We start from the raw sequence: 19,938 nt of genomic DNA on the forward strand, positions 1-19,938 counted from the left end.
CCTCAGGACTTGCCGAGTGCGGCGTTCACGACGCCGACCATCGCGCTCATCTTGAATGGCTTGGTGACGTAGCCATCCGCGCCCGCGGCGAGGCCCTGCATCACATCCGCGGCACCGGCACGGCCCGTCATCATGATCACGGGAAGCTCCGAGTACTTCGGGTGCGAACGCAGCTTGGCGAGGATCTTGAGGCCGTCGGCATCGGGCAGCGTCACGTCGAGCAGCATGAGGTCGGCGAGCGGCTGGCGATTCACTTCGGCGTTGATCTGCACGCGCGTGGCGGCGAACCGGACGTTGTATCCGGCGGTGGTAAAGATTTCCTGCAGCAGCTTGGACAGCGTGCGGTCGTCCTCGACGACGAGCAGCGTGTGCTTGTCGCTGCCGTCACGCGGCGGGATGAGCTTCGCGGACTTGCGGCCCATGGCCACATAGAAGCCGGCGTGATGCAGCTCTTCGTGGCCCTTGATCGCTTCGAGGCGCGCGTTCTCGAGCTTCTGCGGCGAGGGCTCGGGCGGAGGCGCCTCCTGCACGTTCGTGAAGTCGAGGTCGAAATCGCCGCCGCCGGCGGGAGGGGTAGGAGGCTTGCTGCTCATCCGGGTTGTTCCATGCTTTCTTTTTTCGCGCCGATGCGGCTTTCTTCGCCGCGCAGGAGCTTGCCGATGTTGGCTTCGTGCCGCCAGACGAGCACCGCGCTCATCACCAGGGTGGCCACGAAAGCAGGCCCCGCGCCGAGGGCATAGTATGCCGCGACCGGAGCGAACAGGGCAGAGACAATTGCGCCCAAAGACGAATAGCGGCTGACCACCACCACGGTGAGCCAGACCACGATCACGGCGAGTCCTACGCGCCAATCGAGCGCCAGCAAGACGCCCGCGGCGGTCGCTACGCCCTTGCCGCCCTTGAACCTGAGCCACACGGAGAACACGTGGCCGAGGAACACCGCGACTGCGACGACCGCGACCGCTTCGGCGGGAAGTTGCAGGTGCAACGCCAGCCACACCGCGAACCAGCCCTTGGCCGCATCGCCCACGAGTGTCAGCAGCGCGGCGATGCGCGAGCCGGAGCGAAGCACGTTGGTGGTCCCGGGATTTCCCGAGCCGTAGGAGCGCGGATCGGGCAGGCCCATCGCGCGGCTCACCACGACCGCGAAGGGGATGGACCCGACGAGATAAGCCGCCACGGCATAGACGAGAAGCATCATGTCGTTACTCTACAATATGCCCCTATGGACACTATTTTCATTCGCGAATTCCGCGTCGCGGCCTGGGTCGGGATCTACGAATGGGAGATCCAGCGTGCCCAGACCCTCGAGCTCGACATCGAGATCGGAATCCCCGGCGCCAAGGTCGGCCAGAGCGACGACATCGGCGACACCGTGCACTACGGGCAGGTCGTCGAGCGGATCACGAAGGAGCTTGCCGACAAGCGCTTCAACCTCCTCGAAGCGCTTGCCGAGCACCTGTGCGCGATCATCACGGGCGAGTTCCGCGCGCCCTGGGTGAAGCTCTCCGTGGCCAAGCTCGGCCACATCCGCGACGTCCGCAAGGTGGGCGTCACGATCGAGCGCTCCCGCTGATCACTCCTCGGTGAAGATCTGCCGGTACGCGCGGTAGCTCGAGGCGATCGCCACCGGCACCCACACGAGGATGCCCAGGCCCAGCGTGAGCATCACCGGAATCAGCAGCAGGCACAGCACGATCCCGTAGACGAGGAACGGGATGAAGTTGCGGAAGGAAGCGAAGAAGCTCGCCTTCATCGCATCGATGGGGCTCAAGCCGTGCATGATCACGAGCGCCGGGGCGAACCAGTAGGCCGCAGCAAGCATGACGCCCAGCCCGAGCGCGATCAGCGCGCTGATCGCGAACCCCACGCCCATCGTGCCCAGGGCGATCGCGGCCGCATCCGCGTCGCCGCCCGCGGTGAACAGCACGGGAATGATCGACAGTCCCACGGGAAGGAACATGATCACCATGATCACCAGGCTCGCCACGAGGTAGATCACGCCCACGATCGCGAGCGACTTGAAGTTGCGCTTGAACCCCGCGAACAGGTGCTCGAACTCGAGCTCCCCGCCGTTCTCGACGGACCAGCAGGCCATCACGAATCCCCCGGCGATCACGGGCGTGATGATCTGGAACGCGAGCTGGCCGAGGAACGGGATGAACGCGAGCACGACCGCGATGACGGCCACGACCAGGAACATCACGATCCACATCACGGGCGACTTCTTGAAGAGATCCCAACCTTCGGAGACCCAGCTCACGCCGGCCCCGGCGCCCAGGGTCTCCCCGGGCAGGAACAGCTTGGGCATGGCCGGATCGTTGGCAGCCTGCGTCGTGGCGCTCATGGACATCTCCCCTTTGAAATGTGCGCCGAGATTACTCCTGGAGCCCCACGTCAACAAGCACGGGCGAGAGGGTGCGTACCAGTTCGCCGGGCGGCATCCCCAACAGGTAACCCCGCCGCCCGCCGTTGATGTAGATGCGCGGCAGCGCGAGGACGGAGCGCTCGAGGTAGACCGGCATGGGCTTGCGAGTGCCGAAGGGAGATGTTCCGCCGACGAGGTAGCCCGAATGGCGCTGCGCAACCTCCGGCTTGCAAGGGAAGACGCGTTTCGCGCCCGCCACGCGCGCGAGCTCCTTGGTCGAGACCTTCCGGTCTCCGTGCATCAGGACGATGAGCGGATCGCCCCGGTCGGTTTCCATCACCAGCGTCTTCACGACTTCGTGCTCGGGCACGCCCAGCGCCGAGGACGACACCGACGTGCCCCCGTGCTCGACATACTCGTAGAAGTGCTCGGTGTACGCGACGCCGTTCTGCACGAGGAAGATCGTCGCGGGCGTGCCTGCGGACTTCACAGCACGCTCCGGATCAGCAGCGTCGCCCCCGTGATCGTGAGCAGCACGCCGATTGCGCGGCGCATCTGCTCCTGCGTGAGACCGATGTGGATACGGGTTCCCAGCCTCAGGCCCAGCCACACGAAGGGCGCGAGGACCACCATGCCGCCCAGGATCGTGAGGTGCAGCAGGAGGCCACCGATCGCGTAGACGATGGCGCGCGAGAAAGCCGAGATCGAGATGAGCGTGGAGATGGTGGCGCGCAGCGCCGCCTTGTCCTTGAGGCGGCCGGAGAGATACGTCGCGTAGATCGGGCCGCCTGCGCCGAACACCGTGGCGATCGCGCCACCCAGGAGTGCCGCGGGGACCGACCACCACACCGAGATGGTGCGAATCAGGACGGGGTTCAGGATGCCGTGGATTCCGACGATCACGGTGAACATGCCGAGCGCGAACTTGAGCGGACCCTCGGGCACTTTCACGAGCAGCGTGACGCCGAGCGCGAAGCCCACGAACATCACCGGCACGATGCGCTTCAACTCCTCGCGGCTCACGTGCTGGCGCCCGCTCGAGCCAACGAAGATCGCGGCGCACAGGTCGAGCAGCACCATGAGCGGTACGAGGTACGACACCGGCAGGAAGTGCGCGAGCAGCGGCACCGAGATGACGGTCGAGCCGAAGCCGCTCATGCCGAACACGGTATAGGCAAAGATCACGACCAGCGGCGCCACGAGCCAGAGCCAGGGCGAGAGATTCGCGGTGTCGATCATCCGCGCGGGTGGTGCTTGCGATGCAGCGCCTTCAACCGCTCGCGCGCCACGTGCGTGTAGATCTGCGTGGTCGAGATATCGGCGTGGCCCAGCAGCATCTGCACGACGCGCAGGTCCGCGCCGTGGTTGAGAAGGTGTGTCGCGAACGCGTGGCGCAGCGTGTGGGGCGAGATCGCCTGGCGGATGTCGGCAGCTTTCGCGTGACGCTTCACGAGCCCCCAGAACGCCTGGCGCGTCATCGGCCCGCCGCGCGCGGTGATGAAGAGCGCATCGGACTTCTTGCCGGCGAGCAGCTCGCCGCGCGCGCCCTGCTGGTAGCGGCGGATCCAGTCTCCGGCCTCTTCCCCGAGCGGCGTGATGCGCTCCTTGGAGCCCTTGCCGATCACGCGAATCACGTTCATGTCGAGGTTCACCTGCACGGTCTTCAACGTCACCAGTTCCGAGACGCGCAGCCCGCTCGCGTAAAGGGTCTCGAGCATCGCGCGATCACGAACGCCCTGCGCGGTTTCGGTCGAAGGCGCGGCCAGCAGCGACTCGACGTCTTCCTCCGACATCGACTTGGGCAGTGAGCGCGGCAGCTTCGGCCCTTCGAGGTCCGCCGTCGGATCGTCGGTGCGCAGGCCTTCGCGCACTGCGAACTGGTAGAAGCGCTTGAGCGAAGACACGAGGCGTCCGGTGGTGCGCGGCTTGGCGTGCTTCTCTTCAACCTGCCAGGCGAGGTGGCGCTGCAGGTCGGGCGCGGCGGCTTCGAGCGGCGCGCGATCGAGGTTTGCGCGCATCCAGAGGCAGAATTGCCCGAGGTCGCGGCCGTAGGCGGCGAGCGTGTTCTTCGCGAGGCCGTCGTTGAGCCACAGCGCATCGCCGAAGCGATCGAGGAGCGCGCGGTCAGCCGCGCAAAGCGCCTTCATGCTCGAGTAGCCAGTGCTTGATGCCGAGCTCGAACCCTTCGTCGCGCGCGCCCATGAAGCCGCCGAGCCCGGAAGCGGCGACGATGCGATGGCACGGGACGACGATCGGGAGGGGATTGGCGCCGCACGCGCCACCGACGGCGCGCGGCGAGGACTTCAGCTCCTGGGCGACCTCGCCGTAGGTTCGTGTCTTGCCCGCGGGAATGCGGCACATCGCCTCCCACACGGCGATGCGATGGTGCGTGCCCGACATGAGCAGCGGCAGGTCGAAGGCGCGCTTCGGATCATCGAGGTAGGCCTGCAGTTGCACGCACGCGAGGTACGCGAGCGAATTGCGCGGCGGGGCAAGCGCCGGGACGGTCGGCGCGAGGAAACGAAAGTGCGTGATGTGCTTGTCGGTCGCGCGGATGCCGACGGTCGCGAAAGGCGTGCGAACGCACGCCTGGAACGCTTCAGGCATGTCCGGCTTCACCGGCGAGGGTGCGGATCTTCAGCAACAGGTCCGGTGCGATGCCCACGCCGTCGCGCGCGGCACGCTCGCGGTTGGCGAGGCGGCGCTCTCCGGGCAGGCGTACGCCGGAATCCTCCGTCATCGCGGCGACGAGCGTTTCCACGCGGTCGAGAAATACGTCACGCCCCGCGAGGGCCGCGGGGTCGATCGCGAGGAACGCCTGGCCGATGCGCGTGGGCCGGCCTTCCTCGGTGAAGAAGCTGTCGGACTCGAAGCCGAAGGCCGCACCCGAAAGCGCGCACACCATCAGCTCCACGGTGAGGGCGAGCATCGCGCCCTTCACGCCGCCGGCGGGCAGCATGCTGCCCTCGAGCGCGGCCTTCGCATCCGTCGTCGGATTGCCGTCCTTGTCGAGCGCCCAGCCGTTGGGGATCGCGCGGCCTTCGCGCGCCGCCACCATGATCTTGCCGCGCGCCACCTCGGAGAGCGAAAGGTCGATCACGAGCGCGGGCTTGTCGCGCCGCGGGAACGTGGCCGCGATGGGATTGGTGCCGAAGAGCGCGCGGCGCCCGCCCCACGCGGGCATCGCCGCGGGCGAGTTGCCGAACGCGAGGCCCACGAGGCCCGCTTGCGCGATCGGGTCCACGTGATAAGCCGCGACGCCGAAGTGATTGCTGTTGGTGACCGCGGCGAACGCCACGCCGAACTCGCGCGCGCGCGTGATCACTTCGCTCACCGCGAGTGCACAAGCCGGGAACGCGAGGCCCTGCTTCGCATCGACCAGGCACGCGGCCTTCCCATTGCGAACGACCTCCGGAACCGCGGTGCCCGTGGCGCGGCCGTTCTTCAGGTGCGAGCAGTACTGCGGAATGCGCGATGCACCATGCGACGCAAGCCCTTCGAGCTCCGCTGCCGCCAGCGCGCGCGCCGTGGCCGCCGCCATCGCGGGCGTGGCGCCGCTTTTCTCGAGGGCGCGAACCATGAGCCGTTCGAGGTCGTTGCAGGGGATGGATGAAGTCATGCGGTGATGAGCGATTGTCCGGGTTGCACGCGAGTGAATGCGACGGGCTCGAAGTCGACCTCGAAACGCTCTCCGTGCATTCGCACGCGCGAGAACGCAGCCTCCTTCGGCGGTGGCGAGCCGGGAAAGTCGGCGCGGAAGTGCGCCCCCAGGGAATCGCGCCGCGCCTGGGCTGCCGCGCGAATCGCGCCGCTCACGGTGATGAGGCTTTCGAGGTTGAGCCAGTCGTGCCAGGTCAGATTGTAGCGAAGGTCCTGCCCGGCGACGCCAATTGCGCGCAGGTTGTCAGCGATCGATACAAGGCTCGCTTCGGCGCGCGCGAGCCCCTCGGCGTCGCGCAGGATGCCGACGTCCTCCCACATATGGGAAAGCAACGCTTCGCGCAGTGCACCGAGGTCGCCGCGGGGCTTGTCGAGCGGAAAGCGCGCGCGCGCGATCGCCGCTTCGAGCGCCGCGGCATCGGGCTCGCGCCACGCGCCCTCGTGGATGACCCACTCGCCCATCGCATCGCCCGCGATGCCGCCGAAGACGGTGGAGTTGGCCACGCCATTGCCGCCGAGGCGGTTGGCCCCGTGCACGCCGCCCGTGTCCTCGCCGGCCGCGAAAAGACCCGTGAGCGAGGTCTGGCAGCGCGCATCGAACTCCACGCCGCCCATCATGTAGTGCGCGGTGGGTACGACCTCGACGCGCCCTCCCGCGAGATCGAAGCCGCAGTCCTCGCAGCGATCGACCATGCCCTTGAACGCGGCGCGCACCTTGTCGGCGCCGAGGTGACCCATCGAGAGGTACACGCCGCCGTTGGGTGTTGCGCGTCCCGCGCGAATCTCCGCGAGGATCGAGCGCGAGACGATGTCGCGCGTGGCACGCTCGCCGCGCGGATCGTAATCGGCCATGAAGCGGCGGCCCTGGTCATCGAGCAGGTAACCGCCCGCGCCGCGCAGGCCTTCCTCGAGCACCGTGCCGGTCATGCGCGTATCGGCGCCGGCGAGGAGGCCCGTCGGATGGAACTGCACCATCTCCATGTCGCGCAAGGTTAGGCCCGCGCGCAGCGCCATCGCGAGGCCATCGCAGCTCTTGTCGCCCGAGGGCGTGTGGTACTTGTACATCGTCGGCCCGCCGCCGGTGGCGAGCAGCACCGCCTTGGTCTGCACGAAGACGAACTCGCCCTTGCGCATGTCGATGAGCAGAACGCCCGCGAGCGCCTTGCCCTCGGCATCCTTCACCAGCTCCACGGCGCGGTGCTCCTCGAGGCGCGTGACGCCCGATGCCCAGACCTGCTCCGAGAGCCGGTTCACGATCTCGATGCCGGTGAGGTCACCCTTGTGCACGGTGCGATCGAACGTCTGGCCGGCGAACGCCTTCTGGTGCAGCGTGCCATCCGGATTGCGGTCGAAGAAGCAGCCCACTTCGTTCTCGAGCTCGCGCACGCGCTCGATAGCCTTCGTGACGAGCGTCCAGGCGAGGTCCTGGTCGGGCAGCCACTTGCCGCCCTCGATCGTGTCCATGAAGTGGCGCTCGACGGAGTCGCCCTCGCCGAGGGCCACGTTGTAGCCGCCCTGGACCATGCGCGTGCAGCCGCATTTGCCGAGCAGGCCCTTCACGGCGATGGCCACGGTGAGGCCAGGTGCGGCGCGCCGGGCGTGCAATGCGGCGAAGAGTCCCGCCCCACCCGAACCGAGGATGAGGACGTCCGAGCGCAGCGACTTCACGCCGGATTCGGCGCGGGCGCCCTGCGGAGCATTTGCAGGACGATCGCGACCACGAACAAGCCGACGCCGACGTAGTCGAGGTTGCCCGCCGGAATCAGGACCAGGATTCCCGCCGCGAGCAGCAGCAGGCGCTCGATGAGCGTCGTCTTCTTGAGCGCCCACCCCTGCAGGCCGGCGGCGAGCGCGGCGATCGCGACGAACGAGAGAACGACCAGGCCCGACACCGCGAACCAGTCCGCGCCCTTGGGAAGCTTCAGGAGCAGGCCCACGCCCAGCGGATCGAGCACGAAGAAGAACGGCACGACGAACGCGGGCATCGTGTACTTCCACGCCTGCAGCGTGGTCTTGTAGGGATCACCGCCCGTGATGGCGGCCGCGGCAAAGCACGAGAGCGCGGTGGGTGGCGACACTTCCGAGAGCAGCGCGTAGTAGAAGATGAACATGTGCGCCGCGAAGTCGGGCACGCCCAGCGTTATGAGCGCCGGTGCCGCGATCACCGCGCAGATGATGTACGAGGCCGTGACCGGGACCGCGAGCCCGACGATCCACACGATGAGCGCGGTGTAGATCGCGGTGAGCGCGAGGCTGCCGCCGGCGTAGTCGATCACGATCGACGAAAACTTGAGGCCCAGGCCCGTGAGCGTCACGACCCCCACGATGAGGCCCGCGGCCGCGCAGGTCGCCGCGACGTTGAGCACGCCGGTGGTGCCCGCTTCCATCGCCTGGATGAAGCGCTTGGGCATCATCGCGGAACTGCGGTCGAGGAAGCTCACGACGAACGCGGTCACCGTCGCCCAGAACACCGAGAGCGTGGGCGAGAAGCCCCACATCATGAAGATGATGATCGAGGCAAGCGACAGGAAGTGGAACCAGTAGCGCTTCGCAAGCGACCACGCGCTCTCCACCTTCTCGAACGTGGTGCTGCTCATGCCGTACTTGCGCGCGTCGAGCTCCACCATCAGGAACAGCGAGAAGTAGTAGAGGACGGTGGGGATCACCGCCATCTTGATCACTTCGAGGTACGAGACCTTGAGGAACTCCGCGATCAGGAACGCCGCTGCGCCCAGCACAGGCGGAGAGAGGATGGCCCCCAAGCCACCCGCGGCGAGCAACCCGCCCGCGGCGTTCTTCTCGTAGCCCGCGCGCTTCAGCATCGGATAGGCCACTGAACCGATCGTCACCGTGGTCGCAACGCCCGAACCCGAGGGACCGCCCAGCAGGAATGACGAGAGCACGACCGCGCGGCCGGCGCTCGAGGTCTTGCCGCCGAGGAGCGAGAAGGAAAAGTCGAGGAAGAACTTGCCCGCGCCCGAGAACTGCAGGAACGCGCCGTAGATGGTGAACAGGATGATGAGTGTCGCCGAGACATCCACCGCGACGCCGAAGATGCCCTCGAGCGTCATGTACATGTGGCCCACGAGGCGCGAGATGTCGTAGCCGCGATGCGTCCACGGCGCGGGCAGCCACGGGCCGGTCATCGCATAGGCGAGGAAGCAACCGATCACGATCGGCATGATCCAGCCCGATGTGCGGCGCGTGGCCTCGATCACCAGCAGGATCAACGCGACACCGAGGATCTTGTCCCAGGTGTTGGGATCGGTGTTCCGGTCGGGGAAGGCATCGCCACTCACAACCATGTAGGCGATGCAGGCGACCGACAGCAGCGCGAGCAGGACGTCCCATGGCATCAACCGGTTGCGAAAGCGTTTCGCGACCGGAAACATCATGTAGGTGAGGAACAGCACGAGCCCGACGTGCACGCCGCGAAGCACGTCCGCCTGGACGATTCCGTAGGCTGCATAGAGGTGGAATGCGGAGGTCGCGACGGCGACGGCGGTGAGGAAGATCGCGAGCCAACCGCGATACCGGTTGGCCGCACCTTCTTCCGCTTCGATGTATTCCTCGACCTGCCGGCGCTGCTCTTCGGTCAGCTCTCCGGCCGGGAGTTTCTCCTCGGACATGTCCCCTCCTGTTTCAAGGGGACTTTACCGACTTTCAGGAGCGCTGGGCGTAGAGAACCCAAAGACGGGCGAGATCGGCGGTGCCGTCGGTGCCGCCCACGGTCTTGAGGACCTGGACGCCCTTGGCACGCTGGCCGTTCTGCACCATGGCCTCGCCCAACTGCAGCTTCGCATCCTCGGGTCGCTTGAGGCCGCCCTTCTTGATGCCCTTCTCGGCGAGCGCCACGCCCTTCTCGGCCTGGCCCTCGTACACGAGGTTGACGCCGACCTTCACGAGGTCGGTGCCGTCCTTGCCGGCTTCGGCTTCCTTCACGACCTGGTCGCGGGCCTTTTGCTGGTCCTCGAGTTCCTTCGTGATCAGGGCCTTGAGGCGCTTCTGGCGCTCGGCTTCCTTGGTCGTGTCGCTGAACACGTTCGCGGCGTAGGCCTTCTCGACGATCTGCTTGGCTTCGGCGGGGTAGCCGGCCTGGAGCGCGAGCTGCGCGTACTCCATGTAGTCGGGCGAGCCGGCGAGATTTCCGGTGACGGACTTGAGGCGGAAGACGTCGAGCGAGAGGCGATCGGAGAAACCGGGCTTCTTCTGCACGCGGTTGAGCAGGTCGGTCCAGTACTCCTTCTTCGGGTAGTACTGCACGAGCTTCTCGAGCGCGTGGACGTAACCGCCGGTGTCCTTGCTCTTCAGGTGGCAGTTGGCGAGGATCTGCAGCTCGTCTTCGCCCGGCTTCTTGCCGTTGCCGCCTTCTTCGCTGACGCTCGCGAGCATCTTGTTCACCGCGCCGCAGTCGCCGCCGAGGTAGTAGCTCTGCAGCAGCACCGAGCGCATCGAGGGATCGTTGCCGCCGTCCTTGAAGTAGCGCTGGGTCCACTTCGCGGCGCTGGCGTAGTCCTTCTTGTTGTAATAGGCGACGGCCGTGCCCTGGACGAGGGCCAGCGCTTCGCGCCCGGTCACCTTGCCGGAAGCGAGCAGCGCTTCGTTCGCGCGAATCGTGGCGTCGTGGTCGCCCGAGGCCGAGGCCGCGGCGGCCTTCATCTGCGCAATCAGGTCGTTCTCGTACGGCGTGCGGCTGGGCACGGCTTCGGCCTTGGCGATCTCCGCCATGGCCTCGCGTCCCTTGCGCTGCTTGATGAGCGCTTGCGCAGCCTGGAGGGGCTTGCCGACTTCCGGCCGCACTCCCTCGCCCCTGCCCTGCGCCATGGCGCCGGTTGCACCGAAAGCGGCGATCCACAGTGCGCAAACCAATGCGCCGAAAACAGGCGTGCGTTTCATGCTGGTTGTTCTCCGCGAACTAGTCGATGTACTGCTCGGCGCCGATCAGGCCGATCTTGCTGATGCCACGGCTTTGCGCGGAGGCCATGACGCCGGCCACGTTGCCGTACTTCACCAGCTTGTTCGGGCGCAGGTGGAACTCCGGCTGCACCGGCATCTGCGCGGCATTGGCGAACTTCGAATCGAGCGTTTCGCGATTGGCGAGCGCCTCGCCATCCCAGAGCACCGTGCCGTCGAAGTCGATCTCGATCGTGACCACGGTCGGAGGCTCGAGCGGCGGCGGCGGATTGCCGACCGGCATGTTGAGCTTCACGGCATGCGTCTGGATGGGGATCGTGATGATGAGCATGACCAGGAGCACCAGCATCACGTCGATCAACGGCGTGGTGTTGATGTCGATCATCTCCTTCGGATCCTGGTCCCCGCCACCGCCAACTGACATACCCATTTACGGATTCCTTTGAAAGATTTGCTACTACCCGCGAGGCGGCGGCTCGGTGATGAAGCCGATCTTGAGGATTGCCGCCCTCTGGCAGGTCGCGACGACCCTGCCCACGGATTCATAACGCGCGCTGGCATCGCCCCGGATGTGGACCTCGGGTTGCGGCTGCAGCACGGCCACTTTCTTCAGCCGCTCCAGCAAAGCCTTGGAATCCGGAACCAGCTCCTGGTTCCAGAACACGTCGCCATCCTTGTTCACCGCGATGACGATGTTTTCCGGCTTGGTCTCGTTGGGCTGGTTGCGCTCCTTCGGCAGCTCGAGCGGCACCTGCTGAATCACGACCGGGATCGTGATCAGGAAGATGATCAGCAGCACCATCATCACGTCCACGAGGGGCGTGGTGTTGATGGCGACGATGACTTCGTTCTCCTCCTCGAGATCCTGCCCGACGGTGACGCCCATGGCTTATCTCGCGCCAGCCGCGCGCTTCGCGTTGCCGCTCACGAGCACGAGGTGCAGGTCCGCGCTGAATGTGCGCAGGTATTCGAGCGCGACCTTGTTGCGGCGCACGAGCCAGTTGTAGCCGAGCACCGCGGGAACCGCGACCGCGAGGCCGATGGCCGTCATGATCAGCGCCTCACCCACCGGGCCCGCGACCTTGTCGATCGAAGCCTGGCCGGCGATGCCGATGGCCGTCAGCGCGTGGTAGATGCCCCACACCGTGCCGAAGAGGCCGACGAACGGGGCGGTGGAGCCCACGGTCGCGAGGAACGCGAGGCCGTCCTGCAGGCGCGACGACACGTTGTCGACGGCGCGCTGGATGGACATCGTGACCCAGGTGTTGAGGTCGATCGTCTCGAGGAGCTTGCCTTCGTGGTGCGAGGTCGCCTTGACGCCGGACTCGGCCACGAAACGGAAGGGGCTGCCTTCCTTGAGGCTGCTGATGCCTTCCTGGACGGAGCCGGCGGACCAGAACGTGGTCAGCACGCCGCGCGCCTGGCGGAAGAGCTTGAACTGCTCGTACACCTTCACGAACATGATGTACCAGCTGCCCATCGACATGATGATGAGGATGATCAGGGTGCCCTTCGTCACGAAGTCGCCCTGCTTCCACATGGCTTCCATGCCGTACGGGTTCTCCACGACCTCCTTCTCGGCCTTGGGGGGCGCGGGCGGGGGCTTGGGCGCATCCGCGGGCTTCGCGGCTTCGGTGGCTTGCGCGGCCGCATCGGTCGAGGCGACCAGCAAGACGCTAGCCGGGGCCGCGGCGATGACCAGGGCCACCAGCAGCGCGTTGATTCGGCGGATCAGTTGCATAACGTTCTCCTATTAATTCCCTGTGACTTGATTACGTTGACAATCGTTACGACGGACGCGCGTCAGTCCGTCAGCTTGAATTCGATTTCGACTTCGCCGATGAAGCCCACCGGTTCGGGTGCGAAACGCCACTGCATCAGCGCGCGGATGACTTCGCGGTCGAACACGCGCGCGGGATTCGCGCTCGCGATCTTCACGTCCGACACGGAGCCGTCGGGACGAATGTGCACGTGCGCGATGACAGTGCCCTTCTCGATGCCTCGCTTGATGGCATCGCGCGGGAAGATCGGATCGACCTTGCCCACCGGGCGCACGTTCTTGCGAAGGACGGGGCCGTCGGCGGGCTTGGGCGCGGCGACGGGCGGCGGGCCCGGCGGCGGCTTGACCGGCGACACGGCGGTGATCGTGGGGGCTTGCTGCGCCTGGATGGGAACCTGGATGTTCACTTCCGGCGGCGGAATGAAAGGCGGCGGCGGCGTCGCGAGCTTCGGCGGCGGCGGTGGCGGCTGGTCGGGGATGACCTTCTTTATCTCCTCGATGATCTTGGTCTCGAGGGGCGACTTGATGACTTCCACTACTTTTCGCGCAAGCCCCGTGACGAGCGCGTAGCCCACTGCGACGTGCAGCAGGGCGACAACGAGGACGCTCGGGAGGTGCTTCCCGAAGCTGCGTTCGGAATCGGCGTAATCCACTTCAAGACCCTCTCATGCGAATGCCGCCCGCGTGCTGATAGGCGGGCCTGGGTTTTCCGGATGCCCTTTGTGGGGGTGCCGGGGCCTGAATCTCCCCTTGTCCGGCTCTGGCGACCGGTAAGCCGGCGGCTAGCTTACGCGAACATTCCGTTTCCGGGACGGCCCGCGGGCCCTTGTTTTGTTACCCGCTTTTGTTACCGAGCCAAGTCGGCCATTTTACTTCAGCCCGAGGCGAAATAGCACTAGTTCGCGTCTGGTCTTCGCCCGGGCCGCCACGTCGGCATAGAGGCTTCCCCCGTGGCTGTCCATGGCCACGAGGAGCGGGCCGAAGTGTTTCACCCGAAATTTCCAGATCGATTCGGGGTTCAGGTCGTCCATGTCGACGTCCTCGATGGCCTCGACCCAGGTGGTTTCCAGGGCGGCGGTGCCCCCGATCACGGCGAGGTAGGCGCCCCCGATCTCCCGAAAGGCTTCGAGCGAGGCCGCCCCCAGGCCGCCCTTGCCCACGACCAGGCGGACGCCCATTTGCGACATGAGCGGGCGGGTAAAACGTTCCATGCGCGCCGACGTCGTGGTCCCGACACAGATCGGGGCGTAGCCCGCGGGGTGCTCCGCCGAGGGCGCGACCTTCCGGACGTTGGGCGCGGTGTGCATGGCCGCATGGCCCGCGAGATCGAAGCGAGTGGCTCGCCCACGGTCGAAGAGCGCGATCTGGTTCGCATCCCGGATTCCGTAGAGCGGACCTTCGAGCGTGACGGTGTCGTTCACCCGCAATGCGCGCACCTGCTCCTCGGTGACCGGCGGCGTGAGGACGTGGTGCGCCATCGCTAGAAACCGTAGGCCACGCCCTGCGGCGTGATGGTGGCCGAGGCGCGGCGCGCCGAGTGGCACTGCATGTTCACGGCCACCGGGTTCATCGTGATGTGGGTCGCGGCGATCTCGACGTGCACCGCGAACGCCGTGGAATCGCCGCCGAGTCCCTGCGGCCCGACGCCGAGGTCGTTCACTGCCGCGCTCAGCTCTCGCTCGAGCTTCGCGCCCTCGGGATCGGCGCAGGCGCTGCCCAGCGGCCGCGTGGCCGCGCGCTTGGCGAGCGACATGCACAGATCCGAAGTGCCGCCGACGCCCACGCCCACGATGGTGGGCGGACAGGTCTTGCCCCCGGCCTCGAGCACGCAATCGACGACGAACAGCTTGATCGCGCCGATGCCTTCGGCGGGGACGGCCATGCGCAGCCACGAGTTATTTTCCGAGCCGCTGCCCTTCGGGACCATCTCGATGCGCAACTGGTCTGCTTCGTCGGAAAAGTCGATATGGATGGGTGGTACGCCCGGCCCGCAGGAGGTGTGCTCGTTCTTTCGCGTGATGGGATGCACGACGGAGCTGCGAAGCGAGTGCTCGCGCGTGGCCCGTTCGCATCCGCGGCGGATCGCGTCCATCAGGGCGACCCCGTCGATTTCGACGCCGCGGCCGATCACGACGTTATAGATAGGTATGCCGGTGTCCTGGCACAGAAGGTTGTCGGTACTTTCTGCCACGCGGATGTTAGTTACCATCGTCGCGAGCACGCCCTGCGCGGTCGCGTCCGTCTCGGAGGCGACGAGCCGCCCGAAGCCTTCCTTGATGTCGGGGGGCAGGACCTTCAGCGCACGAACGTAGAGCTCGCGCGCCGCGTCCTCGACCTGGCGGGGATCGACCTTCATTGCGCGGTGAGGTTGCGCTCCTTGATGACGCGGGCCCAGCGCCCGCTCTCCTCGCGGATCGCCGCGGCGAAATCCGAGGGCGTGTTCGCGACCGGTGCCATGCCCTGTTGCGCGAGCTTCTCGCGGAACTCCGCCGAGAGCAGCACCTTGGCCGAGTCCTTCTGGATCCTGTCGATCACGTCGGCCGGCGTTCCCGCGGGAACCATCAGGCCGAACCAGCCCGCGTTCTCGAAACCGGGCAACGCTTCCGCCGCGGCAGCGACATCGGGCACCTGGGCATTGCGGGCCTTGCTCGTGACGGCGAGGGCCTTGAGCTTTCCCGACTGGATGTGACCGATCGCCGCGGCGAGGTTGGGAGTCGCCATCTGGATCTGGCCACCGATGAGGTCGGTGAGCGCGGCCGACTCGCCCTTATAAGGAACGTGCGTGATGTCGATGCCGGCGGCGAACGCGAAGTTCTCCGCCGCGAGGTGTGTTTGCGTACCAATTCCCGCGGAGCCGAAGTTCACCTTCTTGGGATTGGCCTTGGCGTAGGCAATGAATTCCTTCAGGTCCTTCGCGGGCACGCCCGGGTGCACGACGATCACCTGCGGGCCGGTCGCGACGTTCGTCACGGCGACGAGATCCTTCGCCGGGTCATAGGTGAGCGTCTTGTACATGTGCGGGTTCGCGGTAACGATCGATCCCGAGGTCATGAGCATCGTGTAGCCATCGCCGGGCGACTTGGCGACCGCATCGGCGCCGATGTTGCCGCCCGCGCCGGCCTTGTTCTCCACGACGACCGGCTGGCCCCAACCTTCCGAAAGCTTCTGCGCGAGCAATCGCGCGACCACGTCCGTGGCGCCCCCCGCGGCGAACGGGACGATGATCTTCACCGGCTTCGCGGGCCAGGCCTGCGCCTGAGCCGCGAGCGGCATCGCAAGCGCGAGCAGCGCTGCACCGAGCACCTTGATCACCTTCGTTTTCATGGAACCTCCTTGGTTTCGTTCTTCGATTGTCGCGCGAATCTTCAGCGTGCGAGCGCCACGATGAGCATGACGACGAGGCTGGCACCCGCGGCGAGGGCAGCCAGAGTCTTCTGCCAATTGCGCCACGGCAGGAATTCGAGGGCGAGCAGCCGGAGCCCGCCGGTGAGATGGGCCGCAAGGAGCAGCACCAGGATCCATTCGGCGAACTTGAGCAACGGCCGCTGCGTCCAGTCGATCCATTCACCAAGCGCGGCTTCGCCGTTCAGCGCGCTGCCGAGCACGTAGAAATGCGCGGGCAGGAAAGCCGCGAGGCCGATCCCCGAGAGCCGGTGCACGACGAAGGCCCAGAACGCCGGATGGTTGCGGCTCGCCTTCACAGGTAGACCGCCGCGATCGCGCGCAGGCCGAGCACCGTGAGCATCACGCCGAAGACCGTGATCGCGACCTGCGCGGAATCGCCACGCCAGCCGACCCACTCGGCAAGGATGGTGCGCAAGCCGATGGCGCCGTGGATCGCCGCTGCGAAAACGAAGACCGTGTAGAAAAGCCCCCACGCGACGCTGCCGCGCGTGCGCGCGAGGATCTCGCCGGCCGTGAGCCCGCCCTGCACGGCATAGATGATCGTCGCGAGGTGCACGACGACGCAGAATGCGAGCACCACGGCGGTCGCGCGCTGCGCCGCCCAGAGCCGCACCTCGCGCAAGCTCACTCGTCGCTCCACGGCGCGAGGGTGAGCAGCGCGCCCGTCGTTGCCCGCTTCAAGCCGGCAATGGATTTCGTGGGCACGAGATGCTTGGGGCAATGCTCGGTGCAGCTCATGTGCGTGTGGCACGCGTGGCATCCGGCATCGCCTGCGACCGCGAACAGGCGATCGGCGCGCGCGCCATCGCGCACATCGTTCACGAGCGTCCACGCGCGGTTGAGCGCGGCAGGCCCCAGGTAATCGGGATTCCAGGTGACCACGTCGCAGGCGCTGTAGCAGACCGCACAGCCGATGCACTCGATGCCTGCATCCGCTTCCTGGCGCTTGGCCGACGTGGGCTCGACGACCGCGGGTTCGTCGGCGCGCGTACGCGTCGGCACGAAGCGGCCCTTCGCGCGCGTCCACTTGGAGAAGAACTCCTCCATGTCGGTGACGAGGTCGCGAATCACCGGGAGGTTCGCGAGCGGTGCCACTTCCAGGTGGCCGTCGTCAGCGACCTTGTCGACGTGCGTGCGGCACGTCCAGCGCGGCGTGCCGTTCACGCGCATCGCGCACGAGCCGCACATGCCCACCCGGCACGCGAAGCGGTAGGCGAGCGTGGGATCGAGGTGGCGCTGGATATGCGTCACGACATCGAGAACCGTTTGCGAGGGACGCCGCGGAACCTGGAAGGGCTGGAACGCGCCCTCCGCGCCGCCGCGCCAGACACGAACCTCGAGCAGGTCGCTCATGGCAATGCGATGGCCGCCATCACGATCAGCGCGAGGAAGAGCGTCTCCACGACGAGCAGCAGCACCGGCTTCATGCCCATGTCCACCAGCGACTTGAGCGACGTCTTCATGCCGATCGCGGCGATCGCCATCACGAGGCACCAGCGCGAGATGTCGTTGCCCCAGCTGGTCACCGCCGCGGGAATGATCCCGGTGCTGTTCACGGCGACGAGCAATGCGAACACCACCGCGAACCAGGGAAGCAACGGCGCGGAGCGGGCGGCATCGCTGCCGCGCACATGCAGCGCCACGCCGATCGCAAGGCACACCGGCAACAGCATCGCCACGCGCAGGAGCTTCACGATGGTCGCCGTGTCGCCTGTCAGTCCGGACACGCTGTAGCCGGCACCCACGACCTGGGCCACGTCGTGGATCGTGCCGCCGAGGAAGATGCCCGATGAGCGATGGTCGAGGCCGAACGCGGCGGTGACGATGGGATAGACGATCATCGCGAGCGTGGAAAGCGCTGTCGTGCCGATGACCGTGAAGCTCGCGTCGCGCTCGGCGTTCTTGTGACGCGGAAGGATCGACGCGATTGCGAGTGCGGCCGACGCGCCGCAGATCGCGACCGCGCCCCCGGTCAGCGTGCCGAATGCCGATCCCAGCTTCATCGCGCGCGCCAGGAGGATTCCGCAGGCGATCGTGAAGACGACCCCGCCCACGACGAGCGCCACCGTATTCCACCCGAGCGCGCTCACCTGGTCGATCGTGATGCGCAGGCCGAGTAGCGCCACACCCGTGCGCAGGATGTGCGACGAGGCGACCTGGATGCCCGGGCGGCAGCGGCCTTCTTCGGCGAGGAAATGCAGCGCCATGCCCAGCAGCAACGCGAACAGCATCGCCGAGGCGCGGTAGTGCACGGAAAGGAATGTGGCGGCGATCGCAACGACCGCCGCCACGGTGATACCGGGAAAGTACAGCCTAAGCGCGTTCACGCACTCTCGTAGAGCCTCGTGAGGACGAACTCGCGGTGGCCCAGCGCCTCGGCCGCGGTGAGGCGGCCGTTGGCCGTGCGGAACATGCACTCGAGCAGCGCGTCGCCCGCCTGGTCCGGCGACATCTCCTTGCGCAACATCCCGGAGACATCGACGTCGATGTGTTCACTCATCGTTCGCACAGTACGCGGATTCGCGCACAGCTTGATCACGGGAAGGATCGGGTTGCCGATCACGTTGCCCTGCCCCGTGGGGAAGAAGTGCACCGTGTAGCCCGCGGCGCCGCACAGCGTGACCATTTCGGCGGCGGCGGAGGACGAGTCGAGGAACCAGAGGCCGGGGCCGGTCGGCGTCTCGTGCTTGTCGAGCACGCCGTCGATCAGGCATTTGCGGCCGATCTTCTGGATGTTCCCCAGCGCTTTCTCCTCGATCGTCGTGAGGCCGCCCGCGATGTTGCCCTTGGTCGGCTGCGAATCGCGCAGGTCGCTCGTCTTGTGCGCCTCGACCACCGCCTGGTAGCGATCGAACATGAACTGGAATTTCTTGCGCACTTCGGGCGTGCGACAGCGCTCGGCCACCAGGTGCTCGCCGCCGGTGAGCTCGGTGGTCTCGCCGAAGCACATCGTCACGCCGTGGTCGTACATCTTGTCGAAGGCGTTGCCCACGGTCGGGTTCGCGCCGCAGCCCGAGGTCGTGTCGGATTCGCCGCACTTGGTCGAGACCCACAGGTCTTTGATCGGGCGCTCCTCGCGACGCAGCTCGCTCGCCCACTGCACGAACTCCTTCGCCTTCTTCGAGGCGCGCATGATCGTGTCGTGGTCGCCATGCTGCTCGATGCCGAAGAAGGCCACGGGCTTGCCGGTCGCGGCGATCGCGTCGGCCACCTTCTTCGCCCATTGATCCTCGATGCAGATCACGACCACCGCCGCGACGTTCGGGTTCGAGCCCGTGCCGATCAGCGTGTGGAAGTGCAGCTCGAGGTCCGCGCCGAACTGCAGGCGCCCGTACGGGTGCGGGATCGCGAGCGTGCCCTTGATGTTGTTGGCCACGGCCTCGGCGGCGGCATTCGACAGGTCATCGACCGGCAGGATGAGAACGTGGTTGCGAACGCCGATGCGGCCGTTCTCGCGCTTGTAACCCCAGAAACTCGCTTTGGTCAGATCCATGTCGTCCTCTTTACCAGCGCTTGGTGCGCAGGTTCTGCACGTGCGTGTGCTCGCCCACCGCGATCGGCGCGATGGTCTTGCCGATGTCCACACCGTACTTGATCACGGTGTCGCCGCTCTTGAGCGACTTGATCGCGAGCTTGTGGCCGATCGGGATGTCGGAAAGGGCCTTGAGCTCGATGTCCTTGTCCTGGTCCATGATCCAGCCGCTCAGCTTGTCGCCGGATTTCACGCCTTCGACCACGACGACGCCGACCGAATCGTGCTCGTCGTGAACCACGAAATGAATCATCTTCGCCTCCGGTATTTCATGTTGGG

At 66.6% G+C, this 19,938-nt stretch carries 25 protein-coding genes; 1 reads left to right on the plus strand and 24 read right to left on the minus strand.

Annotated features, from left to right (window positions below):
* Positions 1-2 precede the first annotated feature (2 nt).
* Together DSM104440_RS17305 and plsY are read right to left on the minus strand one after the other, a co-directional pair.
* On the minus strand, positions 3-593 hold the full coding sequence (locus tag DSM104440_RS17305; RefSeq protein ID WP_171164839.1) for a response regulator transcription factor: 591 nt from the start codon (positions 591-593) through the stop codon (positions 3-5).
* Positions 590-1,201: a glycerol-3-phosphate 1-O-acyltransferase PlsY gene (plsY, locus tag DSM104440_RS17310; protein ID WP_171164842.1), complete on the minus strand. Its 612-nt coding sequence runs from the start codon at positions 1,199-1,201 to the stop codon at positions 590-592. The genes DSM104440_RS17305 and plsY overlap by 4 nt, the downstream gene beginning before the upstream one ends.
* Positions 1,202-1,225: 24 nt before the next feature.
* Here plsY and DSM104440_RS17315 point away from each other — a divergent pair, with 24 nt between their 5' ends.
* Complete coding sequence (locus DSM104440_RS17315; RefSeq protein ID WP_171164844.1) at positions 1,226-1,576, plus strand: dihydroneopterin aldolase; 351 nt, start codon at positions 1,226-1,228, stop codon at positions 1,574-1,576.
* On the opposite strand, the gene DSM104440_RS17320 is transcribed toward DSM104440_RS17315, so the two are convergent.
* From DSM104440_RS17320 to DSM104440_RS17425, 22 genes are all read right to left on the minus strand, one after another.
* Positions 1,577-2,347, minus strand: coding sequence for a BPSS1780 family membrane protein (locus DSM104440_RS17320; protein ID WP_171164846.1), 771 nt, complete (start codon positions 2,345-2,347; stop codon positions 1,577-1,579).
* Positions 2,348-2,378: 31 nt separating this feature from the next.
* Complete coding sequence (locus DSM104440_RS17325; protein ID WP_171164848.1) at positions 2,379-2,858, minus strand: aminoacyl-tRNA deacylase; 480 nt, start codon at positions 2,856-2,858, stop codon at positions 2,379-2,381.
* Positions 2,855-3,607, minus strand: coding sequence for a sulfite exporter TauE/SafE family protein (locus DSM104440_RS17330; protein WP_171164850.1), 753 nt, complete (start codon positions 3,605-3,607; stop codon positions 2,855-2,857). Before DSM104440_RS17330 ends, DSM104440_RS17325 begins: the two co-directional genes overlap by 4 nt.
* Positions 3,604-4,515 (minus strand): site-specific tyrosine recombinase XerD, encoded by a 912-nt coding sequence (gene xerD / locus DSM104440_RS17335; protein WP_171164852.1) that lies wholly within the window; start codon positions 4,513-4,515, stop codon positions 3,604-3,606. Before xerD ends, DSM104440_RS17330 begins: the two co-directional genes overlap by 4 nt.
* Positions 4,493-4,975: a methylated-DNA--[protein]-cysteine S-methyltransferase gene (locus DSM104440_RS17340; RefSeq protein WP_171164855.1), complete on the minus strand. Its 483-nt coding sequence runs from the start codon at positions 4,973-4,975 to the stop codon at positions 4,493-4,495. Before DSM104440_RS17340 ends, xerD begins: the two co-directional genes overlap by 23 nt.
* Entirely contained in the window at positions 4,968-5,987 is a 1,020-nt protein-coding gene (locus tag DSM104440_RS17345; protein ID WP_171164857.1) for an Ldh family oxidoreductase, read from the minus strand. Before DSM104440_RS17345 ends, DSM104440_RS17340 begins: the two co-directional genes overlap by 8 nt.
* Positions 5,984-7,696 (minus strand): L-aspartate oxidase, encoded by a 1,713-nt coding sequence (locus DSM104440_RS17350; protein WP_171164859.1) that lies wholly within the window; start codon positions 7,694-7,696, stop codon positions 5,984-5,986. Before DSM104440_RS17350 ends, DSM104440_RS17345 begins: the two co-directional genes overlap by 4 nt.
* Entirely contained in the window at positions 7,693-9,657 is a 1,965-nt protein-coding gene (locus DSM104440_RS17355) for a TRAP transporter permease (RefSeq protein WP_171164861.1), read from the minus strand. Before DSM104440_RS17355 ends, DSM104440_RS17350 begins: the two co-directional genes overlap by 4 nt.
* A gap of 34 nt (positions 9,658-9,691) precedes the next feature.
* Positions 9,692-10,924 (minus strand): hypothetical protein, encoded by a 1,233-nt coding sequence (locus tag DSM104440_RS17360; RefSeq protein ID WP_171164863.1) that lies wholly within the window; start codon positions 10,922-10,924, stop codon positions 9,692-9,694.
* A gap of 19 nt (positions 10,925-10,943) precedes the next feature.
* Complete coding sequence (locus DSM104440_RS17365; protein ID WP_171164866.1) at positions 10,944-11,372, minus strand: ExbD/TolR family protein; 429 nt, start codon at positions 11,370-11,372, stop codon at positions 10,944-10,946.
* Positions 11,373-11,399: 27 nt separating this feature from the next.
* Positions 11,400-11,828, minus strand: a complete 429-nt coding sequence (locus DSM104440_RS17370) for an ExbD/TolR family protein (protein WP_171164868.1) — start codon at positions 11,826-11,828, stop codon at positions 11,400-11,402.
* A gap of 3 nt (positions 11,829-11,831) precedes the next feature.
* Entirely contained in the window at positions 11,832-12,683 is an 852-nt protein-coding gene (locus DSM104440_RS17375) for a MotA/TolQ/ExbB proton channel family protein (protein WP_171164870.1), read from the minus strand.
* A 62-nt stretch (positions 12,684-12,745) separates the two neighbouring features.
* The gene (locus DSM104440_RS17380) at positions 12,746-13,375 is read right to left on the minus strand and encodes an energy transducer TonB (RefSeq protein ID WP_171164871.1); all 630 of its coding nucleotides are present in this window, start codon (positions 13,373-13,375) and stop codon (positions 12,746-12,748) included.
* 216 nt (positions 13,376-13,591) lie between these two features.
* Entirely contained in the window at positions 13,592-14,200 is a 609-nt protein-coding gene (locus DSM104440_RS17385) for a fumarate hydratase C-terminal domain-containing protein (protein WP_171164872.1), read from the minus strand.
* Between the two features lie 2 nt (positions 14,201-14,202).
* Positions 14,203-15,078, minus strand: coding sequence for a fumarate hydratase (locus DSM104440_RS17390; RefSeq protein ID WP_171164873.1), 876 nt, complete (start codon positions 15,076-15,078; stop codon positions 14,203-14,205).
* Entirely contained in the window at positions 15,075-16,046 is a 972-nt protein-coding gene (locus tag DSM104440_RS17395; protein WP_171164881.1) for a Bug family tripartite tricarboxylate transporter substrate binding protein, read from the minus strand. The genes DSM104440_RS17390 and DSM104440_RS17395 overlap by 4 nt, the downstream gene beginning before the upstream one ends.
* A 41-nt stretch (positions 16,047-16,087) precedes the next feature.
* Positions 16,088-16,423 (minus strand): succinate dehydrogenase/fumarate reductase transmembrane subunit, encoded by a 336-nt coding sequence (locus DSM104440_RS17400; protein ID WP_171164882.1) that lies wholly within the window; start codon positions 16,421-16,423, stop codon positions 16,088-16,090.
* Positions 16,420-16,755, minus strand: a complete 336-nt coding sequence (locus DSM104440_RS17405; RefSeq protein WP_171159568.1) for a succinate dehydrogenase/fumarate reductase transmembrane subunit — start codon at positions 16,753-16,755, stop codon at positions 16,420-16,422. The genes DSM104440_RS17400 and DSM104440_RS17405 overlap by 4 nt, the downstream gene beginning before the upstream one ends.
* Positions 16,752-17,480: a succinate dehydrogenase/fumarate reductase iron-sulfur subunit gene (locus DSM104440_RS17410; RefSeq protein ID WP_171164883.1), complete on the minus strand. Its 729-nt coding sequence runs from the start codon at positions 17,478-17,480 to the stop codon at positions 16,752-16,754. Before DSM104440_RS17410 ends, DSM104440_RS17405 begins: the two co-directional genes overlap by 4 nt.
* Complete coding sequence (locus DSM104440_RS17415) at positions 17,477-18,454, minus strand: YeiH family protein (RefSeq protein WP_171164885.1); 978 nt, start codon at positions 18,452-18,454, stop codon at positions 17,477-17,479. The genes DSM104440_RS17410 and DSM104440_RS17415 overlap by 4 nt, the downstream gene beginning before the upstream one ends.
* Positions 18,451-19,620, minus strand: a complete 1,170-nt coding sequence (locus tag DSM104440_RS17420; protein WP_171164887.1) for a UxaA family hydrolase — start codon at positions 19,618-19,620, stop codon at positions 18,451-18,453. Before DSM104440_RS17420 ends, DSM104440_RS17415 begins: the two co-directional genes overlap by 4 nt.
* A 10-nt stretch (positions 19,621-19,630) precedes the next feature.
* The gene (locus DSM104440_RS17425) at positions 19,631-19,912 is read right to left on the minus strand and encodes a UxaA family hydrolase (RefSeq protein WP_171164889.1); all 282 of its coding nucleotides are present in this window, start codon (positions 19,910-19,912) and stop codon (positions 19,631-19,633) included.
* Between the last annotated feature and the right edge of the window lie 26 nt (positions 19,913-19,938).

The organism is Usitatibacter palustris (genome assembly GCF_013003985.1).
Classification (GTDB): domain Bacteria; phylum Pseudomonadota; class Gammaproteobacteria; order Burkholderiales; family Usitatibacteraceae; genus Usitatibacter; species Usitatibacter palustris.

Bases quoted from the DNA above. Each gene is read 5' to 3' on its own strand.
- DSM104440_RS17305 (WP_171164839.1), bottom strand. From the start codon at position 593: ATGAGCAGCAAGCCTCCTACCCCTCCCGCCGGCGGCGGCGATTTCGAC.
- plsY (WP_171164842.1), bottom strand. From the start codon at position 1,201: ATGATGCTTCTCGTCTATGCCGTGGCGGCTTATCTCGTCGGGTCCATC.
- DSM104440_RS17315 (WP_171164844.1), top strand. From the start codon at position 1,226: ATGGACACTATTTTCATTCGCGAATTCCGCGTCGCGGCCTGGGTCGGG.
- DSM104440_RS17320 (WP_171164846.1), bottom strand. From the start codon at position 2,347: ATGAGCGCCACGACGCAGGCTGCCAACGATCCGGCCATGCCCAAGCTG.
- DSM104440_RS17330 (WP_171164850.1), bottom strand. From the start codon at position 3,607: ATGATCGACACCGCGAATCTCTCGCCCTGGCTCTGGCTCGTGGCGCCG.
- xerD (WP_171164852.1), bottom strand. From the start codon at position 4,515: ATGAAGGCGCTTTGCGCGGCTGACCGCGCGCTCCTCGATCGCTTCGGC.
- DSM104440_RS17340 (WP_171164855.1), bottom strand. From the start codon at position 4,975: ATGCCTGAAGCGTTCCAGGCGTGCGTTCGCACGCCTTTCGCGACCGTC.
- DSM104440_RS17345 (WP_171164857.1), bottom strand. From the start codon at position 5,987: ATGACTTCATCCATCCCCTGCAACGACCTCGAACGGCTCATGGTTCGC.
- DSM104440_RS17355 (WP_171164861.1), bottom strand. From the start codon at position 9,657: ATGTCCGAGGAGAAACTCCCGGCCGGAGAGCTGACCGAAGAGCAGCGC.
- DSM104440_RS17360 (WP_171164863.1), bottom strand. From the start codon at position 10,924: ATGAAACGCACGCCTGTTTTCGGCGCATTGGTTTGCGCACTGTGGATC.
- DSM104440_RS17365 (WP_171164866.1), bottom strand. From the start codon at position 11,372: ATGGGTATGTCAGTTGGCGGTGGCGGGGACCAGGATCCGAAGGAGATG.
- DSM104440_RS17370 (WP_171164868.1), bottom strand. From the start codon at position 11,828: ATGGGCGTCACCGTCGGGCAGGATCTCGAGGAGGAGAACGAAGTCATC.
- DSM104440_RS17375 (WP_171164870.1), bottom strand. From the start codon at position 12,683: ATGCAACTGATCCGCCGAATCAACGCGCTGCTGGTGGCCCTGGTCATC.
- DSM104440_RS17385 (WP_171164872.1), bottom strand. From the start codon at position 14,200: ATGGCGCACCACGTCCTCACGCCGCCGGTCACCGAGGAGCAGGTGCGC.
- DSM104440_RS17390 (WP_171164873.1), bottom strand. From the start codon at position 15,078: ATGAAGGTCGATCCCCGCCAGGTCGAGGACGCGGCGCGCGAGCTCTAC.
- DSM104440_RS17395 (WP_171164881.1), bottom strand. From the start codon at position 16,046: ATGAAAACGAAGGTGATCAAGGTGCTCGGTGCAGCGCTGCTCGCGCTT.
- DSM104440_RS17410 (WP_171164883.1), bottom strand. From the start codon at position 17,480: ATGAGCGACCTGCTCGAGGTTCGTGTCTGGCGCGGCGGCGCGGAGGGC.
- DSM104440_RS17420 (WP_171164887.1), bottom strand. From the start codon at position 19,620: ATGGATCTGACCAAAGCGAGTTTCTGGGGTTACAAGCGCGAGAACGGC.
- DSM104440_RS17425 (WP_171164889.1), bottom strand. From the start codon at position 19,912: ATGATTCATTTCGTGGTTCACGACGAGCACGATTCGGTCGGCGTCGTC.